Annotated in this window: 24 protein-coding genes and 1 pseudogene; 10 read left to right on the top strand and 15 right to left on the bottom strand. The window is 51.6% G+C overall.

The features are described 5' to 3' along the window. Together ACJYUO_RS19000 and ACJYUO_RS18995 are read left to right on the top strand one after the other, a co-directional pair. Positions 1 to 2,046: a TRAP transporter permease gene (locus ACJYUO_RS19000; protein ID WP_494346908.1), complete on the top strand. Its 2,046-nt coding sequence runs from the start codon at positions 1 to 3 to the stop codon at positions 2,044 to 2,046. A gap of 68 nt (positions 2,047 to 2,114) precedes the next feature. Next, positions 2,115 to 2,513, top strand: a pseudogene (locus tag ACJYUO_RS18995) (integrase core domain-containing protein); the annotation flags it as partial. A 118-nt stretch (positions 2,514 to 2,631) separates the two neighbouring features. Here ACJYUO_RS18995 and ACJYUO_RS18990 read toward each other — a convergent pair. After that, positions 2,632 to 2,934 (bottom strand): hypothetical protein, encoded by a 303-nt coding sequence (locus ACJYUO_RS18990; RefSeq protein WP_494346907.1) that lies wholly within the window; start codon positions 2,932 to 2,934, stop codon positions 2,632 to 2,634. Positions 2,935 to 3,059: 125 nt separating this feature from the next. On the opposite strand from ACJYUO_RS18990, the gene ACJYUO_RS18985 reads away from it, so the two are divergent. After that, complete coding sequence (locus ACJYUO_RS18985) at positions 3,060 to 3,434, top strand: winged helix-turn-helix domain-containing protein (protein ID WP_494346906.1); 375 nt, start codon at positions 3,060 to 3,062, stop codon at positions 3,432 to 3,434. Beyond that, positions 3,427 to 3,855 (top strand): winged helix-turn-helix domain-containing protein, encoded by a 429-nt coding sequence (locus ACJYUO_RS18980; RefSeq protein WP_494346905.1) that lies wholly within the window; start codon positions 3,427 to 3,429, stop codon positions 3,853 to 3,855. The genes ACJYUO_RS18985 and ACJYUO_RS18980 overlap by 8 nt, the downstream gene beginning before the upstream one ends. Positions 3,856 to 3,989: 134 nt before the next feature. Here ACJYUO_RS18980 and chrA read toward each other — a convergent pair whose 3' ends face one another. The 6 genes from chrA to ACJYUO_RS18950 all read right to left on the bottom strand — a co-directional run bounded on the left by chrA (position 3,990) and on the right by ACJYUO_RS18950 (position 10,519). Next, positions 3,990 to 5,399 (bottom strand): chromate efflux transporter, encoded by a 1,410-nt coding sequence (gene chrA, locus ACJYUO_RS18975; protein WP_494346904.1) that lies wholly within the window; start codon positions 5,397 to 5,399, stop codon positions 3,990 to 3,992. 254 nt (positions 5,400 to 5,653) lie between these two features. Beyond that, entirely contained in the window at positions 5,654 to 6,376 is a 723-nt protein-coding gene (locus tag ACJYUO_RS18970) for a hypothetical protein (protein ID WP_494346903.1), read from the bottom strand. A 91-nt stretch (positions 6,377 to 6,467) separates the two neighbouring features. Then, entirely contained in the window at positions 6,468 to 6,665 is a 198-nt protein-coding gene (locus ACJYUO_RS18965; protein WP_494346902.1) for a hypothetical protein, read from the bottom strand. Between the two features lie 11 nt (positions 6,666 to 6,676). Next, on the bottom strand, positions 6,677 to 7,933 hold the full coding sequence (locus ACJYUO_RS18960) for an RNA-guided endonuclease InsQ/TnpB family protein (RefSeq protein ID WP_494346901.1): 1,257 nt from the start codon (positions 7,931 to 7,933) through the stop codon (positions 6,677 to 6,679). Between the two features lie 251 nt (positions 7,934 to 8,184). Further along, on the bottom strand, positions 8,185 to 9,705 hold the full coding sequence (locus ACJYUO_RS18955; protein WP_494346900.1) for a sensor histidine kinase: 1,521 nt from the start codon (positions 9,703 to 9,705) through the stop codon (positions 8,185 to 8,187). Positions 9,706 to 10,081: 376 nt separating this feature from the next. Further along, positions 10,082 to 10,519: an SPW repeat domain-containing protein gene (locus ACJYUO_RS18950; RefSeq protein ID WP_494346899.1), complete on the bottom strand. Its 438-nt coding sequence runs from the start codon at positions 10,517 to 10,519 to the stop codon at positions 10,082 to 10,084. 860 nt (positions 10,520 to 11,379) lie between these two features. Here ACJYUO_RS18950 and ACJYUO_RS18945 point away from each other — a divergent pair. Further along, positions 11,380 to 11,820: a response regulator gene (locus tag ACJYUO_RS18945; protein WP_494346898.1), complete on the top strand. Its 441-nt coding sequence runs from the start codon at positions 11,380 to 11,382 to the stop codon at positions 11,818 to 11,820. A gap of 94 nt (positions 11,821 to 11,914) precedes the next feature. Here ACJYUO_RS18945 and ACJYUO_RS18940 read toward each other — a convergent pair whose 3' ends face one another. Both ACJYUO_RS18940 and ACJYUO_RS18935 read right to left on the bottom strand, forming a co-directional pair. Next, a complete protein-coding gene (locus tag ACJYUO_RS18940) occupies positions 11,915 to 12,277 on the bottom strand; it encodes a hypothetical protein (protein WP_494346897.1) in 363 nt (120 codons plus the stop codon). Next, a complete protein-coding gene (locus ACJYUO_RS18935; protein ID WP_494346896.1) occupies positions 12,277 to 12,699 on the bottom strand; it encodes a type IV pilin N-terminal domain-containing protein in 423 nt (140 codons plus the stop codon). Before ACJYUO_RS18935 ends, ACJYUO_RS18940 begins: the two co-directional genes overlap by 1 nt. A gap of 237 nt (positions 12,700 to 12,936) precedes the next feature. Here ACJYUO_RS18935 and ACJYUO_RS18930 point away from each other — a divergent pair, with 237 nt between their 5' ends. From ACJYUO_RS18930 to ACJYUO_RS18920, 3 genes are all read left to right on the top strand, one after another. Next, positions 12,937 to 13,797, top strand: a complete 861-nt coding sequence (locus ACJYUO_RS18930; protein WP_494346895.1) for a ParA family protein — start codon at positions 12,937 to 12,939, stop codon at positions 13,795 to 13,797. A 2-nt stretch (positions 13,798 to 13,799) separates the two neighbouring features. Further along, positions 13,800 to 14,225, top strand: coding sequence for a DUF8115 family protein (locus ACJYUO_RS18925; RefSeq protein ID WP_494346894.1), 426 nt, complete (start codon positions 13,800 to 13,802; stop codon positions 14,223 to 14,225). Positions 14,226 to 14,590: 365 nt separating this feature from the next. Further along, positions 14,591 to 14,794, top strand: coding sequence for a DUF8141 family membrane protein (locus ACJYUO_RS18920; RefSeq protein ID WP_494346893.1), 204 nt, complete (start codon positions 14,591 to 14,593; stop codon positions 14,792 to 14,794). A gap of 90 nt (positions 14,795 to 14,884) precedes the next feature. On the opposite strand, the gene ACJYUO_RS18915 is transcribed toward ACJYUO_RS18920, so the two are convergent. The 5 genes from ACJYUO_RS18915 to ACJYUO_RS18895 form a co-directional block, all read right to left on the bottom strand. Next, positions 14,885 to 15,070 (bottom strand): hypothetical protein, encoded by a 186-nt coding sequence (locus ACJYUO_RS18915; protein ID WP_494346892.1) that lies wholly within the window; start codon positions 15,068 to 15,070, stop codon positions 14,885 to 14,887. Between the two features lie 430 nt (positions 15,071 to 15,500). Further along, on the bottom strand, positions 15,501 to 15,749 hold the full coding sequence (locus ACJYUO_RS18910) for a hypothetical protein (protein ID WP_494346891.1): 249 nt from the start codon (positions 15,747 to 15,749) through the stop codon (positions 15,501 to 15,503). 567 nt (positions 15,750 to 16,316) lie between these two features. After that, a complete protein-coding gene (locus ACJYUO_RS18905; RefSeq protein ID WP_494346890.1) occupies positions 16,317 to 16,679 on the bottom strand; it encodes a hypothetical protein in 363 nt (120 codons plus the stop codon). Continuing rightward, positions 16,679 to 16,978, bottom strand: a complete 300-nt coding sequence (locus ACJYUO_RS18900; RefSeq protein ID WP_494346889.1) for a hypothetical protein — start codon at positions 16,976 to 16,978, stop codon at positions 16,679 to 16,681. Before ACJYUO_RS18900 ends, ACJYUO_RS18905 begins: the two co-directional genes overlap by 1 nt. A gap of 169 nt (positions 16,979 to 17,147) precedes the next feature. Further along, complete coding sequence (locus ACJYUO_RS18895) at positions 17,148 to 17,750, bottom strand: hypothetical protein (RefSeq protein ID WP_494346888.1); 603 nt, start codon at positions 17,748 to 17,750, stop codon at positions 17,148 to 17,150. Positions 17,751 to 17,980: 230 nt separating this feature from the next. On the opposite strand from ACJYUO_RS18895, the gene ACJYUO_RS18890 reads away from it, so the two are divergent. Beyond that, positions 17,981 to 18,268 (top strand): hypothetical protein, encoded by a 288-nt coding sequence (locus tag ACJYUO_RS18890; RefSeq protein WP_494346887.1) that lies wholly within the window; start codon positions 17,981 to 17,983, stop codon positions 18,266 to 18,268. A gap of 136 nt (positions 18,269 to 18,404) precedes the next feature. Next, positions 18,405 to 18,866 (top strand): hypothetical protein, encoded by a 462-nt coding sequence (locus tag ACJYUO_RS18885; RefSeq protein ID WP_494346886.1) that lies wholly within the window; start codon positions 18,405 to 18,407, stop codon positions 18,864 to 18,866. 126 nt (positions 18,867 to 18,992) lie between these two features. Here the strand turns inward: ACJYUO_RS18885 and ACJYUO_RS18880 are convergent, their stop codons facing one another. Continuing rightward, positions 18,993 to 19,550 (bottom strand): sugar O-acetyltransferase, encoded by a 558-nt coding sequence (locus ACJYUO_RS18880; RefSeq protein WP_494346885.1) that lies wholly within the window; start codon positions 19,548 to 19,550, stop codon positions 18,993 to 18,995. Positions 19,551 to 19,589: the final 39 nt, after the last annotated feature.

The raw sequence follows: 19,589 nt of genomic DNA, 5'->3' as shown, positions 1-19,589 counted from the left end.
ATGATCAACAAAGATACTATAATTAAATACACCGACAAGTACATATACGATATAGAATCGCATTATACTATCGATGACGATAGTGAAAGAGAACAGGAATTAGACCCAGATTACAGAAAAAATAACCTAACTCGTATTCTGTACATCGGTACATCGCTTTTAGCTATAGCGACTACACTATGGCACCTCCTATTTGTTATCAATCCGACAATGTTTGGGCCGCCCTATAGGGCGTCTCACTTGGTGCTAATGGGCTCTCTTGTCTACGTCATGTCCCTGTCAATCGGTTCGGAGAGTAAATGGAAGCGGCGGTTATATAACCTCTTTACGATAGCTATCTTAGTTGGGTTCGTAGCCTCAAATATCTGGGTGATCCTCGACTACGAGACGATGTATCAGCGAGCAGGATCCGGCACACAATTTGACATGATTGTGTCGATTATCCTGATATTCGGCATCTTAGAGGGCGCTCGAAGAGCATATGGTTGGTTGTTCTTTGTCTTAGGTGCTGGATCTCTTGCATACGGTATGTTTGGTCAATATATCCCTATTCGTGCTTTGTCTCATGGTGGTATGTCAAATAGAAGATTATTCACTGCTCTTGGGGTTCCAGAACTCTCAGGTGTGTACGGGCAACTAGTTGATCTCTCTGCCACACTAATTGTGATATTCGTCTACTTCGGAATATTCCTACAGTACCTTGGCGGATCGGAGTATTTCGGAGACTTCGCGAAGAAAGTAGCGGGGAGAATGCGCTCAGGCCCTGCCCAGGTCGCTATCGTTTCAAGTGGCTTCATGGGTATGTTGAGTGGATCCTCAGTCGCTAATGCTGCCTCGACTGGATCGTTCACCATTCCGTTGATGAAAAAAATCGGTTACGAAAAGAACTTCTCCGCTTCAGTCGAAAGTGTTGCATCCATTGGAGGACAGATTACCCCACCGATAATGGGCTCCGCAGCCTTTGTCATGGCTTCAATCACAGGTAATGCATATTTTGCAATTGTCGCTGCTGCGACCATACCCGCATTCATGCACTTCTATACTATCTCTCTGACTGCCCATATTAGAGCAGTGAAGGAAGGCATGAACCCGATTCCTGATGCCGAACAGGTATCTCTTAAATCGTTGGCAGCCCGGATGTATTATTTTGTTCCAATTGGGGTAATAGTTGGATCCCTCTATATCGGGAATAGCGCTCTACAAGCAGCTTGGGATGGACTTCAATCCCTTATAGCGTTCTATGCACTCTATATGATAATCAATAATCGAACGGAAGTATCTAAAGCTCTGAAAGAGATCGGGTATAGTCTCCTGAAAGCTGCAGATGATGCAAGCCGATTGATGGCACCTATTGCAATTCTTCTAGCTCTAATTTCAATTATAATTGAGATATTTACGATGACTGGCCTACTTGGGAGAATCTCCTCTGACCTCGTCTACTATGCTGGTGGCAATCAATTGGTTTTGTTAGTATTTGCAGCGATACTGGCTATCGTCTTTGGACTTGGCCTCCCTACCACACCGGCGTATCTCCTTGTTGCACTGGTTGCCGCCCCAGCGCTTAACCAGACTGGTGTCAATTTACTTGCTGCTCATCTATTTGTGCTTTATTTTGCAGTGCTCTCTGCTGTTACGCCTCCTGGAGCAGCAACGTGTCTCGTAACGTCGGGTATTGCAGACGGAAAATTCATACCCACTTGTCTAAATTCGATGAGAATCTCGCTTCCAAGCTATCTGCTTCCATTTATGTGGATCTATTATCCTGCTATCATAGGGCAAGGTAGTTCATTTGAGATTGCAATTGCTATCGCGTCTGTCGCAATAATGGTCATGATGATCGTAGTATTCTTCGAGAACTATCTCTTATGCAGACTTAGCATCTTTGAACGTGTCGCTTCCTTTGCTGCAGCGGTTGGTATTATGGTTCCAATTCCAGAGATCCGTATATTGGGTTTCGTTCTATTCATTTCGCTAATCGTCTCACAGGTGATCAAAACAGATACATTCGACACAAATTTTATAGGTGATATATCTAGTAGAGAGTAATTTTCTGATAGCTTTCCATATTGCTGTCTGTTTTCTTGAATTATTAGTCTCACTCATTCGAATTCTAACTTAACGGCGACTGGTCTTGAGTATGTACTACAATAGACGTGGACTCACGATTACTTCTTGATGTCGCAGTGTTCGGACGATGAGGTACCAATTCTGCCGCTGTATTTCACCATCAATTGACGAAAAACACGATCTCGCGATATAGTGTTTTTCGTCGATGTCTACGGCTATCTGGCTGCTTTCTTTCGATTAGGATTAGACAGCCCGTTGGAATATATTGAGAAAACCTGATCGAAAAGTGGTTTTACACCTTCAAAATTGGAGTTGACTGCTTCCATAACCCGTGGGTGGGTAGTCGGGCAAGCGCCAATGTCTATCTTGAATGATTTCCACACTACTACAACACACAACGACCACACCAATCACTTAACGGACAGACGCCATCGGAGGTGCTTAACTGGACAGTGTCGACCACAACCGCTTTTCGTCTTGTATGCAAAACCCCAACTGCCGGGGTTATTCACCCGGTGTACCAGCACCGGGGACTCGGCGCACCTCCCGTGGGATGGAGGCCTCCTAACCTTTCAAATCCCACGGGACTGCTTCATCGCCTGCGTGCTGGCGAATCTTCGCTGCTACCCACGAAGCGGATTCCTGCTCGAGATACACGCTCTGCTTGAACGTGTGATACACGAGCGGGTATTGGTCCGACTCCGCCATCGCTTGGATCAACTCCTTGGCCCGGCCACGGTCGTGGCTGGCGATACCGAACGACGCTGCAGCGTCGATCGAAACCGCTCGGGGGTCGTAGAACCCTTCGCGGTGGAGTTTCGCAAGGACGGTAGCGCGAATTGTGTCGTCCCGGTCATTTTCAGACATCGTGATTTTCACCTCCATAGGAAACTATTGAGATCGCATATACTTATGCCTGTTGGACTGAAAGTACAGTAACAACCTATTCAACCAACAGTATTTTATGCAACCTGTCCGTATAGAAGAACGTAATGCCGAAGCAAGAGCCCGACTCCGAACAGGCAGACGTACAGACAGTCGCCGAACGGCGGGAACAGCATCCGTTCGTTGATCTGCTGGCGAATCCGTCTCGAGTAGCGATTTTCGCTGCATTGCACGATGCAGCGAGTCCGATGAACCCGCAGGATATCGTCGACAGTGTCGGACTCAGCCGGAACGCGTGGTACGATAACTACAAAGTGCTTGAGGAGTACGGCGTGATCGAACAGAACGGGAGCCACGGCAATTCGCCGCTGTATGAGCTCGTCGATGACGACGACCTCGTAGACACACTTCAGAAGGCATCGGATATCGCAGGTGCGCGCCGGCGCGAGAAGCGAGAATCGGATGCACAGACCGATGGGTGACGATCCCGACCGCTCTATTGAGCCGGATCCCGACGCCGAACGCCGAGACAGAGAGCTCGATCGCGAGATCGTCGCCGAATCAGTAGACGACATTATCGCTGCAAACGCGTTCGTCGAACTCGTCGGGAACTCGTCGCGAGCGCGGATCCTCGCAGTGCTCGCCGGCACACAGACAGGACTCAATCCGAAATCGATCGCCGAGGCTGCGAATATCTCTCGAGATACGTTCTACCGGCAGTTCGACACCCTCGAGAAATACGGCGTCGTCGAGAAGGTCGGCGAATCAGGCAGTGCGCCGCTGTACATGATGACCGACACGGATCTCGCACAAGCGCTCGAGATGGTCGCCGATCACGCTGGCGAGCACAAGCGGATTCGTGAGAGCGTTCGCGATGGGATCAACCGCGATGACGATAAGTGACGAGACGACGCAGATCCGACTTGATGACACTGTTGAATCTTATCAATTCGATATCTGGTATTGATCACCAATTGGATAGTGTGAATTCGTAACAACGATTCCGTCACCTATTCTGGACATCATCTGGTTCTTTACTACAGAATAACAAGATAGTACGCTAACCCAGCAGCCATCGCGGCTGCTAACGTTCGCATCATGCCCTGTCTGAAGACGAAAATCAAGACGAACGAGCCAAGTGCGATTACTAGCGCTGCAGGGTCAAGCGTTTCCACGACCGGGATCAGGACCGACGTTCCGAACTTCTCAAACCGAATGTGGTCTGCAAAGAGTACGTGTAGCGCGAACCAGATAGCGAGGTTCAAGATGACGCCGACCACGGCTGCGGTGACCGCGGAGAGGGCAGCCGTCAGCGACTCTTGGCCCCGTAGATACTCGATGTAGGGCGCGCCGAGGAAGATGAATAGGAAACACGGGATGAACGTCACCCACGTGACGACGACGGAGCCAAGAACGCCCGCGACAAGGGGATCAAGGGTGCCGGGATTTCGGTACGCGCCTATGAAGCCGACGAACTGGACGACCTGAATAAGCGGTCCTGGCGTGGTTTCGGCCATGCCCAACCCGTCGATCATCTCGCCGGGCTCGAGCCAACCGTAGGTCAGGACGGCTTCTTGAGCGATATACGCCAATACTGCGTATGCACCACCGAAGACGACGACCGCGACCGTACTGAAGAAGGTTGCCTGCTGAACGAAGACGTTTCTCCTCCCGAGTAGCAACAGCATGGCCAGTAAGGGCATGAACCAAAGTCCAAGCCAGAGTGCAGCCACCTTGAGTGAATGTGTCGCTGATGGCTGCGTGTGTGGCGTGAAATCGCTCGAAATGATCGCTTCAGTGTCACTGTTACTGACCTCGTCACTGATCACGGTGAGCGACTCAGGGAAGAGACGGTAACCGAGAACACCCACCAGCGCCGCCCCGAAGATGATGAACGGAAAGAGGATGTCGAACACGAAGATACCGATGAAGGCACCCGCGGCGATACCGACCATGAGGGAATTTTGTAGGACGCGTTTTCCGATGCGGAAGACTGCCTCAACGACAATCGCCAAGACCGCGGCTTGCAACCCGAAGAAGAGTGCTTCCACGACGGTTACTTGCCTGAACTCGACATAGAGGATGCTCAGGATGAGGATCGATACGAAGCCGGGTAGAACGAACAACGTCCCCGCCACAACACCGCCTTTCGTTTTGTGTAATAACCACCCGATATACGTGGCGAGTTGCTGAGCTTCGGGTCCCGGAAGGAGCATCGTGTAGTTCATCGCATGGAGAAACCGTTCCTCGTCAATCCAGCGTTTTTTCTCGACGAGGAGTTTGTGCATCACGCCGATCTGCCCAGCAGGGCCACCGAAACTGTATACGGCAACTTGTATCCAAACCCAAACCGCTTCGCTGAAGGAGACAGTCGCCGAAGAACGGTCGAACAGTGCTTCTACGTCCGGTTCGGCGTGGCGGTTTTCATCAGAGACATCATCGGGCACTATCGAAGGATAACCCGGCACCGACGTATAATGATTTCACCGATATCATTTGACAGTTTCCCACTTGTCCATTACTCCGCCGAGCATTCGTGCCTTGTGTTCAACACGCCATTCTAAACACCCTCAACTCTGACAGACTGTCCAGTGTTCAATAAGCATATGTAGTTGCCGTTCAGTACAGGCCAACCATATACCGTTCAACAGAGACAGCAAGATATTGTTTCGATATATTGAAAATATAGAAATACCTCTTACTAGTTATTGACTTGCCAAGGGCAAGGGGCAGGGTCACCACCTACTCGTCGTGTTACAGTCGCTGAGATGTTTGAGTTCTCTTCTTCTATAAAAAGGATAGTCGGTGTGAGAGTACGATGACCACTACCGATTTCAAAACTCTCCGTAATATTCTCCCTTCCTTCAATAGCAATATGGAACGTATATTTCCCATATTTACGACCAATTAGAATTTCTGGACGAGCATTCTTATCTTCGTACGTTTCACCGTACGGGTTCACTTTCTCCTGAATTCTAATGTCCTGTTCTTCATTTACTACCTCACCTCCATATTCGACTGCAATAGAAATATTCAGTACGTCAGCCACAGACTGGTATATCAAAAAACCCACTGGCTCATCATACTTCGGGATTGTTTCCTCGAATTGGAGGGTCGTCTCCTTGAGTGGGAAAAACCCTTTTGTGTCTACTATAGGCGCATAATAGTCCTCTTCTTTTTCAATCGCTTGTAGGTCTGGACCGTCAATGCTTTTCCACAGCAATTCTCCTCTTGTCGCGTATTGCCCTTCCTCAAATGCTATATCGACTTCATCTCTGATGCCTTCTGGAAGTCGTGAATAGGATAAGACTGGCGTGTTACATGGCTCGTAGTTTTCGTCACTACCATTATTTCGTCCACCTATACATCCTGAGGTAGTAACTATACCCGTAGTAGCTGCAGTAAGAAGTGTCCGCCTATTCATGAATATGAATTGTAATACACTCGGTAAATGCTTTCGGGGATATAGCCGCTCAGTTCGCACCTGTATTTACCGCTCGGCACGGGCCAGTAACTTACCGATCAGTACGGACGATAGACAGTTTGAAGCCGTCGAACTCCCGTATCACGGTGAGAAATTCGTCGGGGTCAACTGGTTTTTCGATGACTGCATCCTCGTCTGCATCGTGGTCGAGATCGCGTGATTCGATGAGGTTCTCATCCATTCCAGATAGATTGACATCCTCCTCCGCCTGAAGGCGGAGGAATCCCAAGCGTTGGGATATTAGGGTTTGCAGTCTCCCTGTTCTCTCGTTTTGAACGACCCGCTCTCGCGGTCGAACAGGAAGACTCCGGGCTGTGCCAACCAGCCGTTACTCATATCCCCTGTCGGGGGACTCTGAGTTATCTTTCGCCGGATGTTCACTGCACCGTTCACGTCCGCGTTCATCGTCGTTTCACAGGACTTGCAGACGTACAGCCCACGCTCCACGCGGTTCGCATCTCGAATCTGTCCGCAGCACGAACACGTCTTGCTGGTGTTTTCCTCGTCTACGCGGTCAACGAGAATACCGTATTCCTCCGCCTTGTACTCGAGCAGACGGGCAAATCTGTCGAATTCCCATCCGTGCAACTTCTTGTTCCCCGACTCACCCCAATTCCGCGAGTCTCCGTTCTCGTCTTCGCGGATGTCGCTGAGGTCTCCAACTGCTATCTCCGCCACGCTCTCTTCGACACAGCGTTGAACAATGTGTTTTGAGAGGGTGTGGAGGAAGTGGTCTTTGCGTCGGGAAAGTTTCCGGCGAGCCTTCAGCGCTCGCTTCGACGGTCCGTTCTCGCCTTCGGTCTGGTACTCCTCGCGGGTGAAGTAGTGCTTGTCCTCTTTCAACACGTTCCCCGGATACAACTCCGAGGGGCCGTCCTCGTAGTCGATGGCGAGGTAGTTGCTGATACCGAGGTCGATGCCCGCCGTGTTGTCACCCGGTGCGTCTTCGACTGGAATCTCTTTCTTGCAGATGATGTGTAGTTCCCACTCGTCGCCGTTCCAGACGCCACGCACCTGTTGGATGTTCTCGATTTCTACGTCGGGGCGGGTTTCATACTCTGCGAGGATGAAGTCAGACCGCGACTCTTTCAGGTTGAATCCTTTCGAGAGACGGAGTTGACCGTGTTTGTCGTCGTGCTTGATGGCCCGTTTCTTCCACGTGACGGTGGAGCGGGGGTGGTCGTCGCCACGTTTCCTGTAGCCGGGTGGGTTGTTGCCGTCGTCGGAGTTGTACCAGCCGGTGAATGCTTCAGCAAGTTCTTCGAGAACTCGCTGACTTGACTGAGAATGCAGGTCACTGTAGCGTTCGTGGTCTTTCAACTCCGATTTCAGTTCGGCTTCGTCAGGTATCTCACCGTCCTCATCCCATCGGCCTTGGATATAGTAGCGTCCGACGTTCCACAGTTTTGATGCTGCGAATCCGCACTGGTCGAGGTCGTCACGAACCTGCGTGTGGTTCGTGATGCGTGCGACGTAGGTGCGGGTTGTCTCCAGCATCGTACTGTTTCCATAACTAGTTATGGATCAGAGTATATTAAAAGCTGTGTTCGGCGTGGAATATCCGGTATTGTTGGTGTCTGTAGAATGTGTCACTGAGTGACGGCACGTATCCACGGCCTGAAGGCCGTGGTGTTGCGCCTGTTCCGCGTATAACCACCCCATATTTGTTGAAAATCGGCTCTAAGTCAGTACGCATACGCACTTACCGAGCTAGAAGATCCCATTCTGGTCGTCGATCTGGAACGCCCTCAATTCGGATGGTAGCCTTCCTTCGGCAACGTAAATGTGAATGTGGTTCCTTCGCCAGGAGTAGAGTTAACCCGGATCTCGCCGCCGTGACGCTCAACGATGCGCTCGCATAACGCAAGCCCAATCCCTGTCCCTGAATACCCATCTGTGGAGTGAAAGCTCTGGAACACATCGAATACGCGATCGACGTCGGTTGGGTCAATCCCAATACCCTCATCTCTGACTGAGATTACCCACCAGTTGCCATTCTGCTCTGCATCAATATGGACCCGCGGCGATTCGTCACCGCTGTACTCAATAGCATTATCCAATAAGTTCTGGAAGACCTGCCGTAACTGCCCGTGATCACCTTCTACCGTGGGTAGCGACTCAGCGGTGATTTCGGCATCATGCTCTGCGATCTGCAATTGCAGATCCTTGCGAACCTCGGCGAGGACCCCCTCTAGATCTACAGATTCAAATGGATCTCCTCGCGTCTCCACCCGCGAATACTCTAACAGGCCATCGATCATGCCTCGCATGCGTTCAGATCCATCTACTGCGAATTCGATGAACTCCTGTCCGTCCTCGTCCAGTTCTTCAGCGTATCGTCGTTCGATCAACTGGAGATAACTTGAAATCATCCGAAGTGGTTCTTGGAGATCGTGGGAAGCAGCGTAGGCAAATTGCTCCAACCGTTCGTTAGACTCTTCAAGCTCCTGCTCCCGTTCGACTCTTTCTGTGACATCTCGTCCAATGCCGGCCAGAATGGTATTCCCTGACGGTCCTTCAAGTATAGAAGCAGCAAATTCGAAGGGTATTGTGTTTCCATTCTTAGTGCATAGATCTAGTTCTATGTTTATCGATCCTGTTTCGAAGCCATTCTCGACCGCAGCTATAGCTGTATCACGATCATCGCCTGTGAAAAAGTCTGCTACGGTCATTGAGGCAATTTCCTGATCCGAATAGCCCGTGACATCGGAAAGGCTCTCGTTCCACCGCATAACCGAGCCATCTTCGTCTATGACGTAGAAGACGTCGTCAATTGCGTCAAGGATATCGTCAGTGTATCGCTGGTATCGTTCAAGTCGGTCGTTAGAGGCTTCCAGTTGTTCGACCGTTTCTTTTAGTTCGTACTCTCGAGTTTTGGATTGTGCATTATGGGTGCCGGCAGCGAGGCCAGCGACGCAAGCAAGTGCCGTCAAGATAAGGATTGTTGACGGGTCATCAACAGTCTCCCCCGGCTGAAGACTATAGAATCCGAGGATCGCAACCATTAGCGTTAGTCCACCAAGGCACCAACCCGCCACAATCGAATAAAATTCCGGCCGGATATCAAACTGTGTCAACCGATATCCAGCATAGAGAATGATGATCCCAGGACCGGCAATCAGTACAGAAATGATTAGCTCACTTATTCCAAGGGCGTCGCCTGTTTCTGTGAGTACCCATCCAAGAGCGAGCGTTATGTAAAGAGCTCCAAGGAGTAGGATACTTCGCCGAGCCCTACGCGGGGATAGAAATCGAGACCAGCTAGTCATCAGGCCGATTTAAGCGGACGATCCGTATTAACATACTGGTAGAAAACCCGGTATACCTGACCGTATGCCACCGATTGGGATAGAAACATGAAGTATGCCCTACTAGAGGGTGTCATAGAACTATTCTCCTGGAGTTGTTTTCATCTCTATTTTGGGAACCAGCCGCTATGCAGATGTGCGTAGTGAGCAGTTGTTTTAGTAAATCGGTGTGGGAACAAGAGTATCTCAACAGAGTCGAAACAGCATAGTCTCTCTACCGGATTTTGGGTAGCGAGTGTTCAACCATTCTAGGAATTGAAATAGTGGCTTCTCTTCATCGGTGAGAATGTCGAACCCCATTCTCACCTCTTCGGGGGTGAAAAACTATGATTCTTATTTAAGCGCGAGCAGGGGCATGCTCGGGGGTATCAGCCTTGTTGTTAGCGTAGGCGTTGTATGCTGAGAGGGCAGCTGCGATCAGTCCACCGGCGGCGGTGGCTGTCGCGAGTTCACTGCTTCCCATTTCGATGACCGCTGGCGAGACGAGTGCCCAGAGTCCGAGTAGTGTGGCCAGCGAGGCGACGCCGACGCTCGCTAGCCGGTTCCGTGACAGACGGACGAAGTTATAGCCGGAGAGCAGGAAGATCGCCGTCCCTGTGAGGGTGTCATTCCAGATTGCCGCCTCCGTGGATTCAAACATGAACGGATAGGCGACAAGTCCCAGTCCGGCCAAGGCGACGATTGCGCTTACCCACTGCATCGTGTCCGTGTTGAGGGTATCTCTGTTCCGAGTTGACTCATCATCGCGGCCCGTTTCAGTGTTCGTGTTGCTCATGATCGACACTGGCTGTACTGATTCACGGGATAAAACGGCAGAGCCTACACACACTGGTCATTCTCACCTTACAAATCAGCTATTATGAGTACCATCCCTAAACGGAAACTACGTGTGCGAATGGAACGCTGATTCTTTTGAGAAATATCTGATGTTCTTACAGAGCGGTGCTAAACATACAACGCAGATCTTACCCTACACTTACAATAGTCATCTTCCAACAGGAAACTATGGTGAAGAGACGGACACTCCTCAAAGCCGGCGGCGTTGTATGTGGTTCTGCTACTATCGGCGTGGGATTGCAGGTTTTTCCGATCCGTTCTCATTTATACGATGTACGGCTTGACAACCGCCAAGAAAAAACAGTAAGTGTCGATGTGCGACTGAATGCTGACGGCGAAACCGTCCTTCAATCGACCCACGATGTACCACCGGATAAATTGCTGCATCTGTCCTGTGAGTGGCCTCGTACAGCGTGGAGTTACGAGATGGCTGTCCGACCAACTGACCAAGACGAATGGCAGACGATCACGTGGAGTGACGCAGGGAAGCTATGCAAAAAAATCGTGATTAATGAGGTAGACACGTCCCTCAGACCTGTCTCGTTCTACGAAGCGAGTTCATGCCCGACGACTCTTGATGAACACTCGTGTGGGTGAGCCAAAAGAATCAATGGAATGCATCCCTGTAGTCAGTAGATCAATTCGGTCAACATCCGGTGTGAGTGGATCTCTCCCCGATAGCTATGCCGCCTGTACTGACCAACAACAGGAAGCGATAGTCGATGGTGAAGGCCTGGGATTCTGTCTATTAGCCATCTCACCGAATCTCTTATATCGAGTTACCCAATTCATCACACCATGGGAAGCGGGTCATCAGAAGCAGTGATACTCCTGGTAGAAGATAATCCTGGGGATGTTCGTCTCATTGAAGAAGCTTTCTCGGACGGCAACATCGAAAACACGCTCAACGCCGTCACTGATGGCCAGTCAGCCCTCGACTTCATCTATCAACGTGGAGAGTACGAGGACGCTCCCCGACCAGACATCGTATTACTCGATCTGAATCTACCGAAAGTGGACGGTGAAGACGTTCTACACGAAATCAAACACCACCCCGAGTTAGATCATGTCCCGGTGGTCGTCCTGACTGGGATGAAAGAAGACCTGATCGAGTCTCGTGACCTCGATCACGATGCAGACGAAGATGCAGTCCTCAAAAAGCCAGTTGATCCCGGCGAGTTCGTTGAGGTAATTCGGTCGTTCGAGAAGTTCCGATTAGCAGTCATGCGAGAAGAGTGATCGAGGAACTTCTCCGATAGCTCCTTCCCTGTACTTATCGTTCATCAAGGAATCGTGGACAAGGTATACGAATTGTTCTATGTATCTTCCACACCTACTCTTCGCCGATCACCTCGAGACGCCCCTTCGGGAAGCGATAGCGCGTCATGTTCTCCTCGAGCGTTCCCTCATCGTAGGCCATGAGCACGTCGCCAGTAAACCACGTCTCGCCGAAGACACGCCGCACGTCACTTTCATAGACCGCTTCGACGACCGGATCGTCGGCCCACTCACGCCGATTCTGACGGCACTGTGCGACAGTCCGTTGCGTTGTGATCAGGAAATAGTCACTCGCCGGCACCGCAGTGCGCTCGAGGACGATGACGCGTTCGTCTTCGACGGTGTCGCGAGCGATCGTCCCGGCATCGAACACCACGTCGTCCGCCGTTGTATCGCCCGTGACGTTTGTCTCGGGCATTAGACCACTGCCTCCGTGAGTGTCTCTGTACCGTAGTCAGTGGCCCAGACGACGCGGACAGTCGCGGTCTCGCCCTCGAGTGTCGTCATTACTGAGTCGTCTTCGGTCACTCGAGTCCCGCTGAACCCGGCCGGCGCTGGATCGATATCGCCACGGATCTCAACCTCGTTTGCAGGGATCGACTCGCTGCCGTTGTGCGTGATCAGCGCTTCGCCGCCGATGCGCTGGATATCGAAGGTCACGGACGGCGCGTCTTTGTCCCACGGCTGGGGGTCATCCGGCTGCTGGTCTTGGACCATCTTGATTGCTTGGGCAGCAACGACTGTGCTGAGAATAACCGTCAAACCGACGAGCAATACGACTCCGATTACGGGCGATGTAGCCCGACTACTGGTCTTTGAACCGCTATTTGAATCCGTCATGGTCACCTTGCGGCCGGGTTTCCCCGGCCACATGCACACTCTCTCGAGGGAGCCACTTAGTAGTTACTATTAGGAAAGCATTTTCAAAAATGGTCGGAGAGTTAGGTCTGGATATCGGAGATCAAGATCGAGAATCCAGATACTGTTGCTGAATACTTTTTCTGGATAAGATATATGTATCTGGTATCTGTATCCAGTATCTGTATATGAGATGCGTATCAAAACAGGTGGTCGGCGATGAGTGATGAAATCATGCGTGGGGCCTTCTATACGCCGAAAGGAGGCATTGGGAAGACGACAAGTGCAGGCCACGTCGCAGTCGACGCCACTATCGATCACGACTTGGATGTCGTCTGTTTCGATCTAGCTGGCACGCAAAACGATCTTGCAACTCAATTTGGTGTGGATCTGCCAACCGATGAAGAGGGTCACGTTGATCCCGACGCACCGATTTCGGCGGTCTTCGGCGAGGATTGGGACTTCATCCGGTCGAACATCGATGATATCGTTGACCGGATGATTTTCGAGACCGACGAGGGACCAGATTTAATCCCTGCTGACCCCGGACTCAGTGGTGCGGATAACAATCTTGCGAACGTTCCAACAGAGGACCGATACGATCGACTCGAGTCTTTTATCTCGACCGAAATCGCACCGCGCTATGATCTCGTGTTATTCGACTTGCCGGGCAAAGATGATAACATCACGATCAACGGGCTGTTCGCTGCCGATAACGTTATCGCACCGCTTAGACCCGGTGAATTCGAGCGCAACCAACTGAAGAACTTAGAGGACGAACTCGAGGAAATCCGCGACGACGATGATCACTATGCGGAACCACACCTGCAACTCGTGTTCGCGACGATGATCGACGGGACGACGAACCTCTCGAGTAACTTCGTTGCGGATATCGAATCGAGCTATCCTGAAATCTCCGGCCCAGCAGTCGCGAGCACAGCGAATATTGGGCAGGCCCAAGAGGACGGCAAAACGTTGTTTTCCTATGAGGACGACGAGTTGTACAAGACTGGTATCCGAGCTCGCGATGCATACCGAGAACTAACTGCTGATTTCCTTGGCCGTATTGAGGCCCGCTAACAATGACTGACGATTCTGACGAAGACCGGCAACGAGCAGAGGAACTCCTTCAACAGTCAAAGGAACAGTCTCGCAAAGATACTGAGCCGTCGACGCCGGCGGATGAGAATGAAGGTGATGCACCGCTACCACTCGAGGATGCTGTCGCTGATGCATATCAGGCGATCGACGATGGCGACCTTTCCTCGAATCTCACGCTTCGCGATGAGAATCTCTCGGCACTGTTCCACGGTCTTGAAAATGCAGATCAACTTGCGGACGTTGGTGACGCAGCAGCGGCAGAACTCAATCGAGACCCCGACGATACTGATACGCGAGCGGCTGTTCTCCGACTACTAGTTCGGATTGCACTGCAAGATGTCGATGAGTCGTTACTCAAATCGGGAAAGGAGGGACGTCGACAGTTCCTCGAGACCGACGATTTCTAATCTGGATCCTAAATCTGTACTACGAATCTGTATGCTGGATACAGATACTGGATACGGATCTTGGATACAGATATTGTGTGTACATTAGGGCTTTTCCTCGAGAGTGAATTGATGGGGTTACGGATTCGCCGATCTAATTTCCAATTCCGTATTCTGAATCTGAATACTGGATACGGATACTGGATACGGATACTGGATACAGATGCCGGATATAGATATCATAGTGAGGGGCGTCATAGAACACTTCTCACAGGATCGCTTTGGTTCCTATTGAATACGCTGCTACATAGTGTACGAACTTACTATCCTACACGTGTTTGCATTCAGAAAATATTTACACTGATACTCTAGTTACCTTTCATAGTATGTTCCGGTGGCTACAGTCGAAACCGTTCCAGCAACAGATTGTGATACTCGCTCTTATTTTTGACCCGCTTGGGTTTATCACAGGATACCTTCTGGCCCCTATGCTCAATGTCGAGCCCCTCATGGGTGGAGTGTATGGGTTGGTCGTAGCGAGCTTACCCGTCTCGATGTGGGTAATGCGCTACGCTAGTCAGCAAGGGTAACACACTGTCGTATTCGATGGTATTTAAGCCGAGTAAGTCCTTTTCCTATATCGATCGGCAGGTAGCTTTTGCCCTTAATCGGATGTGGAATTACTGTGAATCTATACTCCGTTCGAGAATTTTGAGACCAATATAGACGGTTCCTCCCACGAAAAGACCGTTTAGAACTGCGCGTACTACATTAGATTCCACAAATGGAAGGTGTATTAACAATGTAACTGCTGCTCCAAGGGCTGCAAGAATTCCTGCAGCAACCGCGAGTCTGAGCTTGGTCATATTGATCTTCTAATAATTGACTGCATATAATTCCGAGTGATCGATAGGCTTCATTGATAGTGACGATCTATTCTTCGTCTGCACTTAACGAATCTATTGATAACTAACAAGGATATGGCAGCCGTTCCATGGAACCTCCACCGTACTCCCAGATTCTTTAACTATATCCGTGACTCCAACTCGAGTTCGTAACGATCGCCCGTAGAAGTTTGAAACGCCGCCGTGACGGTTGGAACCGTCATCGTGTATCGCGTTGCGCGATGGTGACCACGACGGTGGAAAACCTTTAATCGACGGCCAACCGGCAGACGCGGCACTCGTTGTTTGACGACGGTGTGTAAAATATCTAGCGGTGTCCAACATGCTCGGCCCTATCACGTGCCGTGCTAGCACAACTTCAGTCGAAAAGCAGGGAGTTTAGTCCCTAATTCTATTCGTCGTTGAAGACCGCTTCGTGGTCGTTAGCCGCTTTCTCAGCGCCGTCGCGAACCTCGTCAAGGAACTCCTCTTTCTCGCCGCTGAAGTCCTCGAGCGTTTCGGACTTGAGTTTTGCTTTGACCTTCGTTCGGTCGCTCGCGGAGCCGTGCTGCATCGTCACCTCGAACGAAACGCCTTCGTCGTGGTACGTAACGTGTTCGTCGACTTCGATACTGTCGTTCGGGTTGGTTTCGTCTGTCATAGTCGTGGTCACCGTTGCGCTGGTTTCCCAGCGCGTACTACACCCATTCGGCGGACGGTACTTAGTGTTTACTATTGAATATGCATTTTATAAATAGCGAGAAATAAATCTCAGTCGACGAAACCAGAATAGAGACTCTGTTGAGCCTTAGTAAGCGATGAATTTCAACAAGTTATTGAATAGCGTAAATAGATGCGGTTCCTCCGAAAGCCGATTAGTGAGAAGCGGATGTCTTATTTCAGATCTTCCGGAAGATCATCTACACCAGACACCTGTAGTACTTGTCGAACGTGGAAATCCTTCTCTGATGGATCCTCGTTCTGTAACGCTTCCTTTAAGTGTTGTCTGCATTCAGCACTTAACTCCCCCATTTCGTTCTACAATACCCACACCAAGAGATTTAAAACATTTGATATCCTTGGAATATAGCCTATAGGGATTACTGGTAAAAATATGAGAGCGATCTACTACAGTCCGTCTTATTCGCAGGGATAATGAGCAGCAGTTTCACGAGAGCAAGAATCTACCGAATAAAATCACAACTGAGTCAAAATAACGTGTCGCCAATTAGAACGCGCCAACCTGCTGCCAACGCTTTGCCGCTTCGCCGGTTCGCTCACCGAGATCGACGAGCAGCGCGTCGACGAACACCTCGAGCGCAGATGTGATCTGTTTGCCGGCGTCGTCGATAACCCCGCTTACGCTTGCGTCGATATCGTGTTCATCGAGGTAGTCTTGAAGCCACCACGCCGCTGTGACCGGCATCGAGTTATCGTAGCCCGAATGAAAGCGGGCCATTCGCCACAGATACTGCGTGAGCCCGTCAGCAGAGGGCTTCGAGGGGCGAAGTCCACCGCCACGGCCCGTCAGTTCGTCGACGAGGTCTTCCCGATCGAGGTCTCCGATGACCTCGGCAACGATGGCCTCCATTAGAGGTCCCCCACAGCCGGGTGTCCGATCGACTCGAGGGCTTGAAACCAGTTATTTTCGAGTTCGCTGCAGGCGACATCGATACAGTCGGCCACGAACTGTTCGGCGACGGTGGCGTTCCACTGCTGCCAGCCGTGGATCGCAGCCTTGAGCCGGTACTCGGGCGCGTTCCCGCGGTACGTGTCGGCTTCGATCTGTGCGGGTCCGGACGTTTTCCGGAGTAATTCGCATTTCAGTGCAACAGCGGTCTCGACGATCGTCGCGTCGTCGGTGTGCGTCAGCGTGATAGAGTCGTTCATAGTCGTGGTCACCATCGCGCCGGTTTCCCAGCGCGTATTACATCCATTCGGCGGACGGTACTTAGTAGTTACTATTGAAGAAGCATTTCAAGCGTGGCAAGGAAATCACGACCGGCGGCCGACGTTGCCACTCGCGAAAAAATTAGATCGGTGTTCTACTGTCGTTGCGCTAGTCGTGCCAGCACCGAATGAGAGTGGGTTCTTCGTGGTCTTCGAGTTCGTGAATTCGCTTGCCGATCGTCAGAACCGGGTAGCTCTCGGCGTCGGGATATGCGTCGAGTTCGTCCGGCAGTGCAAGCGTCAGCACGTTCATCACGTCGGCGGGCTTGTCCGTCCACAGATACATCGCCGGCGAACTCTCGCGGCCAACGACGAACTGCGTATTGTCTGGACACGCCTCGAGCACAGCGACGACACGCTCGGCGCTGAATCGGTTGTAGCTGCCGATTTCGCGAACGCAGTCTATCGCCTCGTCAATGTCCATCCACGTCGTGTGGAAATTGAGCGATCGGCGGGGCTTGCCGTTGACCGTCTTTGCCCAGCCACCCTTGTGGCCGTCGTAGCCGCTCTCACCGTAGGCTTCGGCCGTACAACGCACATTGTCCCATGCGTACTCTGCAGTATGCATGATCCCGTAGTGGCCGGATTTCTGTGCCGAGTCATAACCGGCGTCTCCCGGTTCGTACGGACGGTTGTAGGCTGGCGGTTCGGGCAACTCACGCCCGGTCGATTCGATCGCAGTCGGGTCGTCCAAATCTGGTTTGAAGTCCATCGTCGTGGTCACCGTGCGGACTCTCGCTTTCGCGCGCCCGCATGTGTGCGAACAAACGCCACCGACTTAATACTTACTATTGGGAACGCATTTTAAAAACGGACAGAGAGTGGTGAAGTAGCTAGATAGTCGCAGCTTGAAAATGCGCATACAATAGTAACTACTAAGTGGCTACCTCGTGATAGTGTGAACGTGGCCGGGGAAACCGGGCCACAAGGTGACCGCGACAAATGGACTCCATTCCAATCGACGGCGAACCGATCGCGAAAACAACCGGCACGGTGGCTCATCCACCATATTACCAGGAACAGACTGTCGAAGTTCGTTCCTATCGCAACCACGAACGCGACGTGTTGTTGCTCGAGCGCCGGTATCCGAACTGCACGCTCGTTTCAGGGTTCGATATCCTGAGCGAGTCGACGGTTCGGGCGCGAAAATCGCCGAAACAGCATCCCGAATATGTGCTCAAGGCGGTCGTTGCGCTGGGTTTCGAGACGATCAAAAAACCCGAATCGTAGCTAACCGACCGGCCGAGCGACGGCCGGAATTCATCCTCTCTTTATTGTATATGCGAATACAATAGTAAAATCTAAGTACCGTCCGCCGAATGGATGTCGTAGACGCCGGGAAACCGGCGCGACGGTGACCACGACTATGACGAACGACACAACGACGTCCGACGAATCGGTGGCAGAGATTCTGACCGGAAAGACCCACCTTGAGCCTGCATACCGGCCGATGTGGGAAAACAGCAATCCGAAGTGGGATGATGGACAGATTTTGCTCGAGGGCGAGCTCGACTTTCCGGCCGACCAGCCGGCTCGCGAGGCCGCCGACAGCCTCCGGGATCGGGCGGAGGTGGTCGGTGCGATTGTCAGTCACGATACAGAGGCCGGCGAAATTCGCGCGTACCCGTGGAACGGGCCGGGCTACTTCCGCTTGAACTACGATCCCGACGACCCAGAGGCGCGGGTTGGTTCGGTCACTGTCTTCGACGGCCAAGACCGCCCGGCGAGCCATGAGACCATAGAAGAACTGAAAGCGAAAGGCGAGCCCATGGCGAGAGTCATGGAGGCGATCACGCCCGACAACGATCCAGACGCTGATCGGAACTAACGCCGAATACGTGGTTTTGGACCGTTCTGGAGGGTGTCATAGAATTCTTTCCAAGAGATTCATTTCAATAGTTGTGTGGTCGAACCAGCCGTTAGATGGGTCTGCGTATCTTGCGGAGGAATTCCGTCAGTCCAACTCTTTCACGACTGTAGCAGGATTCCCCTGAACAACAACGTTCTCTGGAACATCCTCGGTGACGACGGCTCCTGATGCGATGACGGAATTGTCGCCGACCGATACGCCGGGATTGATCACCGCTTGCCCACCGATCCAGACGTTATCACCGATTGTCACTGGTTTGCCGTACTCTGGCCCTTTGATCCGCTCGCTCGCATCGAGTGGATGGGTTGCCGTATAAATATGAACGCCCGGTGCAATCTGGCAGTTCTGGCCAATGTCCACTCGGCGCACGTCTAAGATGACACAATCGAAGTTCGCGAAGAAGTTCTCGCCAACGTGGATGTTGTATCCGTAATCACACCGAAACGGGGGCTCGACGACGCACCCATCGCCGAGTGACCCGAAGAGTTCCTCTAACAACTCCCTCCGTTCGGCCTCGTTGTGTACCGTCGTGCGATTGTAGCGCCTCGTGAGTTCTCGTGCATGTTCGCGTTCGGCAACGAGTTCAGGGTCGTCGGGGTCGTATAACTCTCCATTCAACATCTTCTCCTTTTCAGTGCCCATGGATGGCACTGATCGGTCCTCTGAGTTATAGTCTGGCAC

Source organism: Natrinema sp. CRL1 (genome assembly GCF_059162405.1).
Note: the sequence above shows the minus strand (reverse complement) of the source record. Positions and strands in the feature narration are given on the sequence as shown.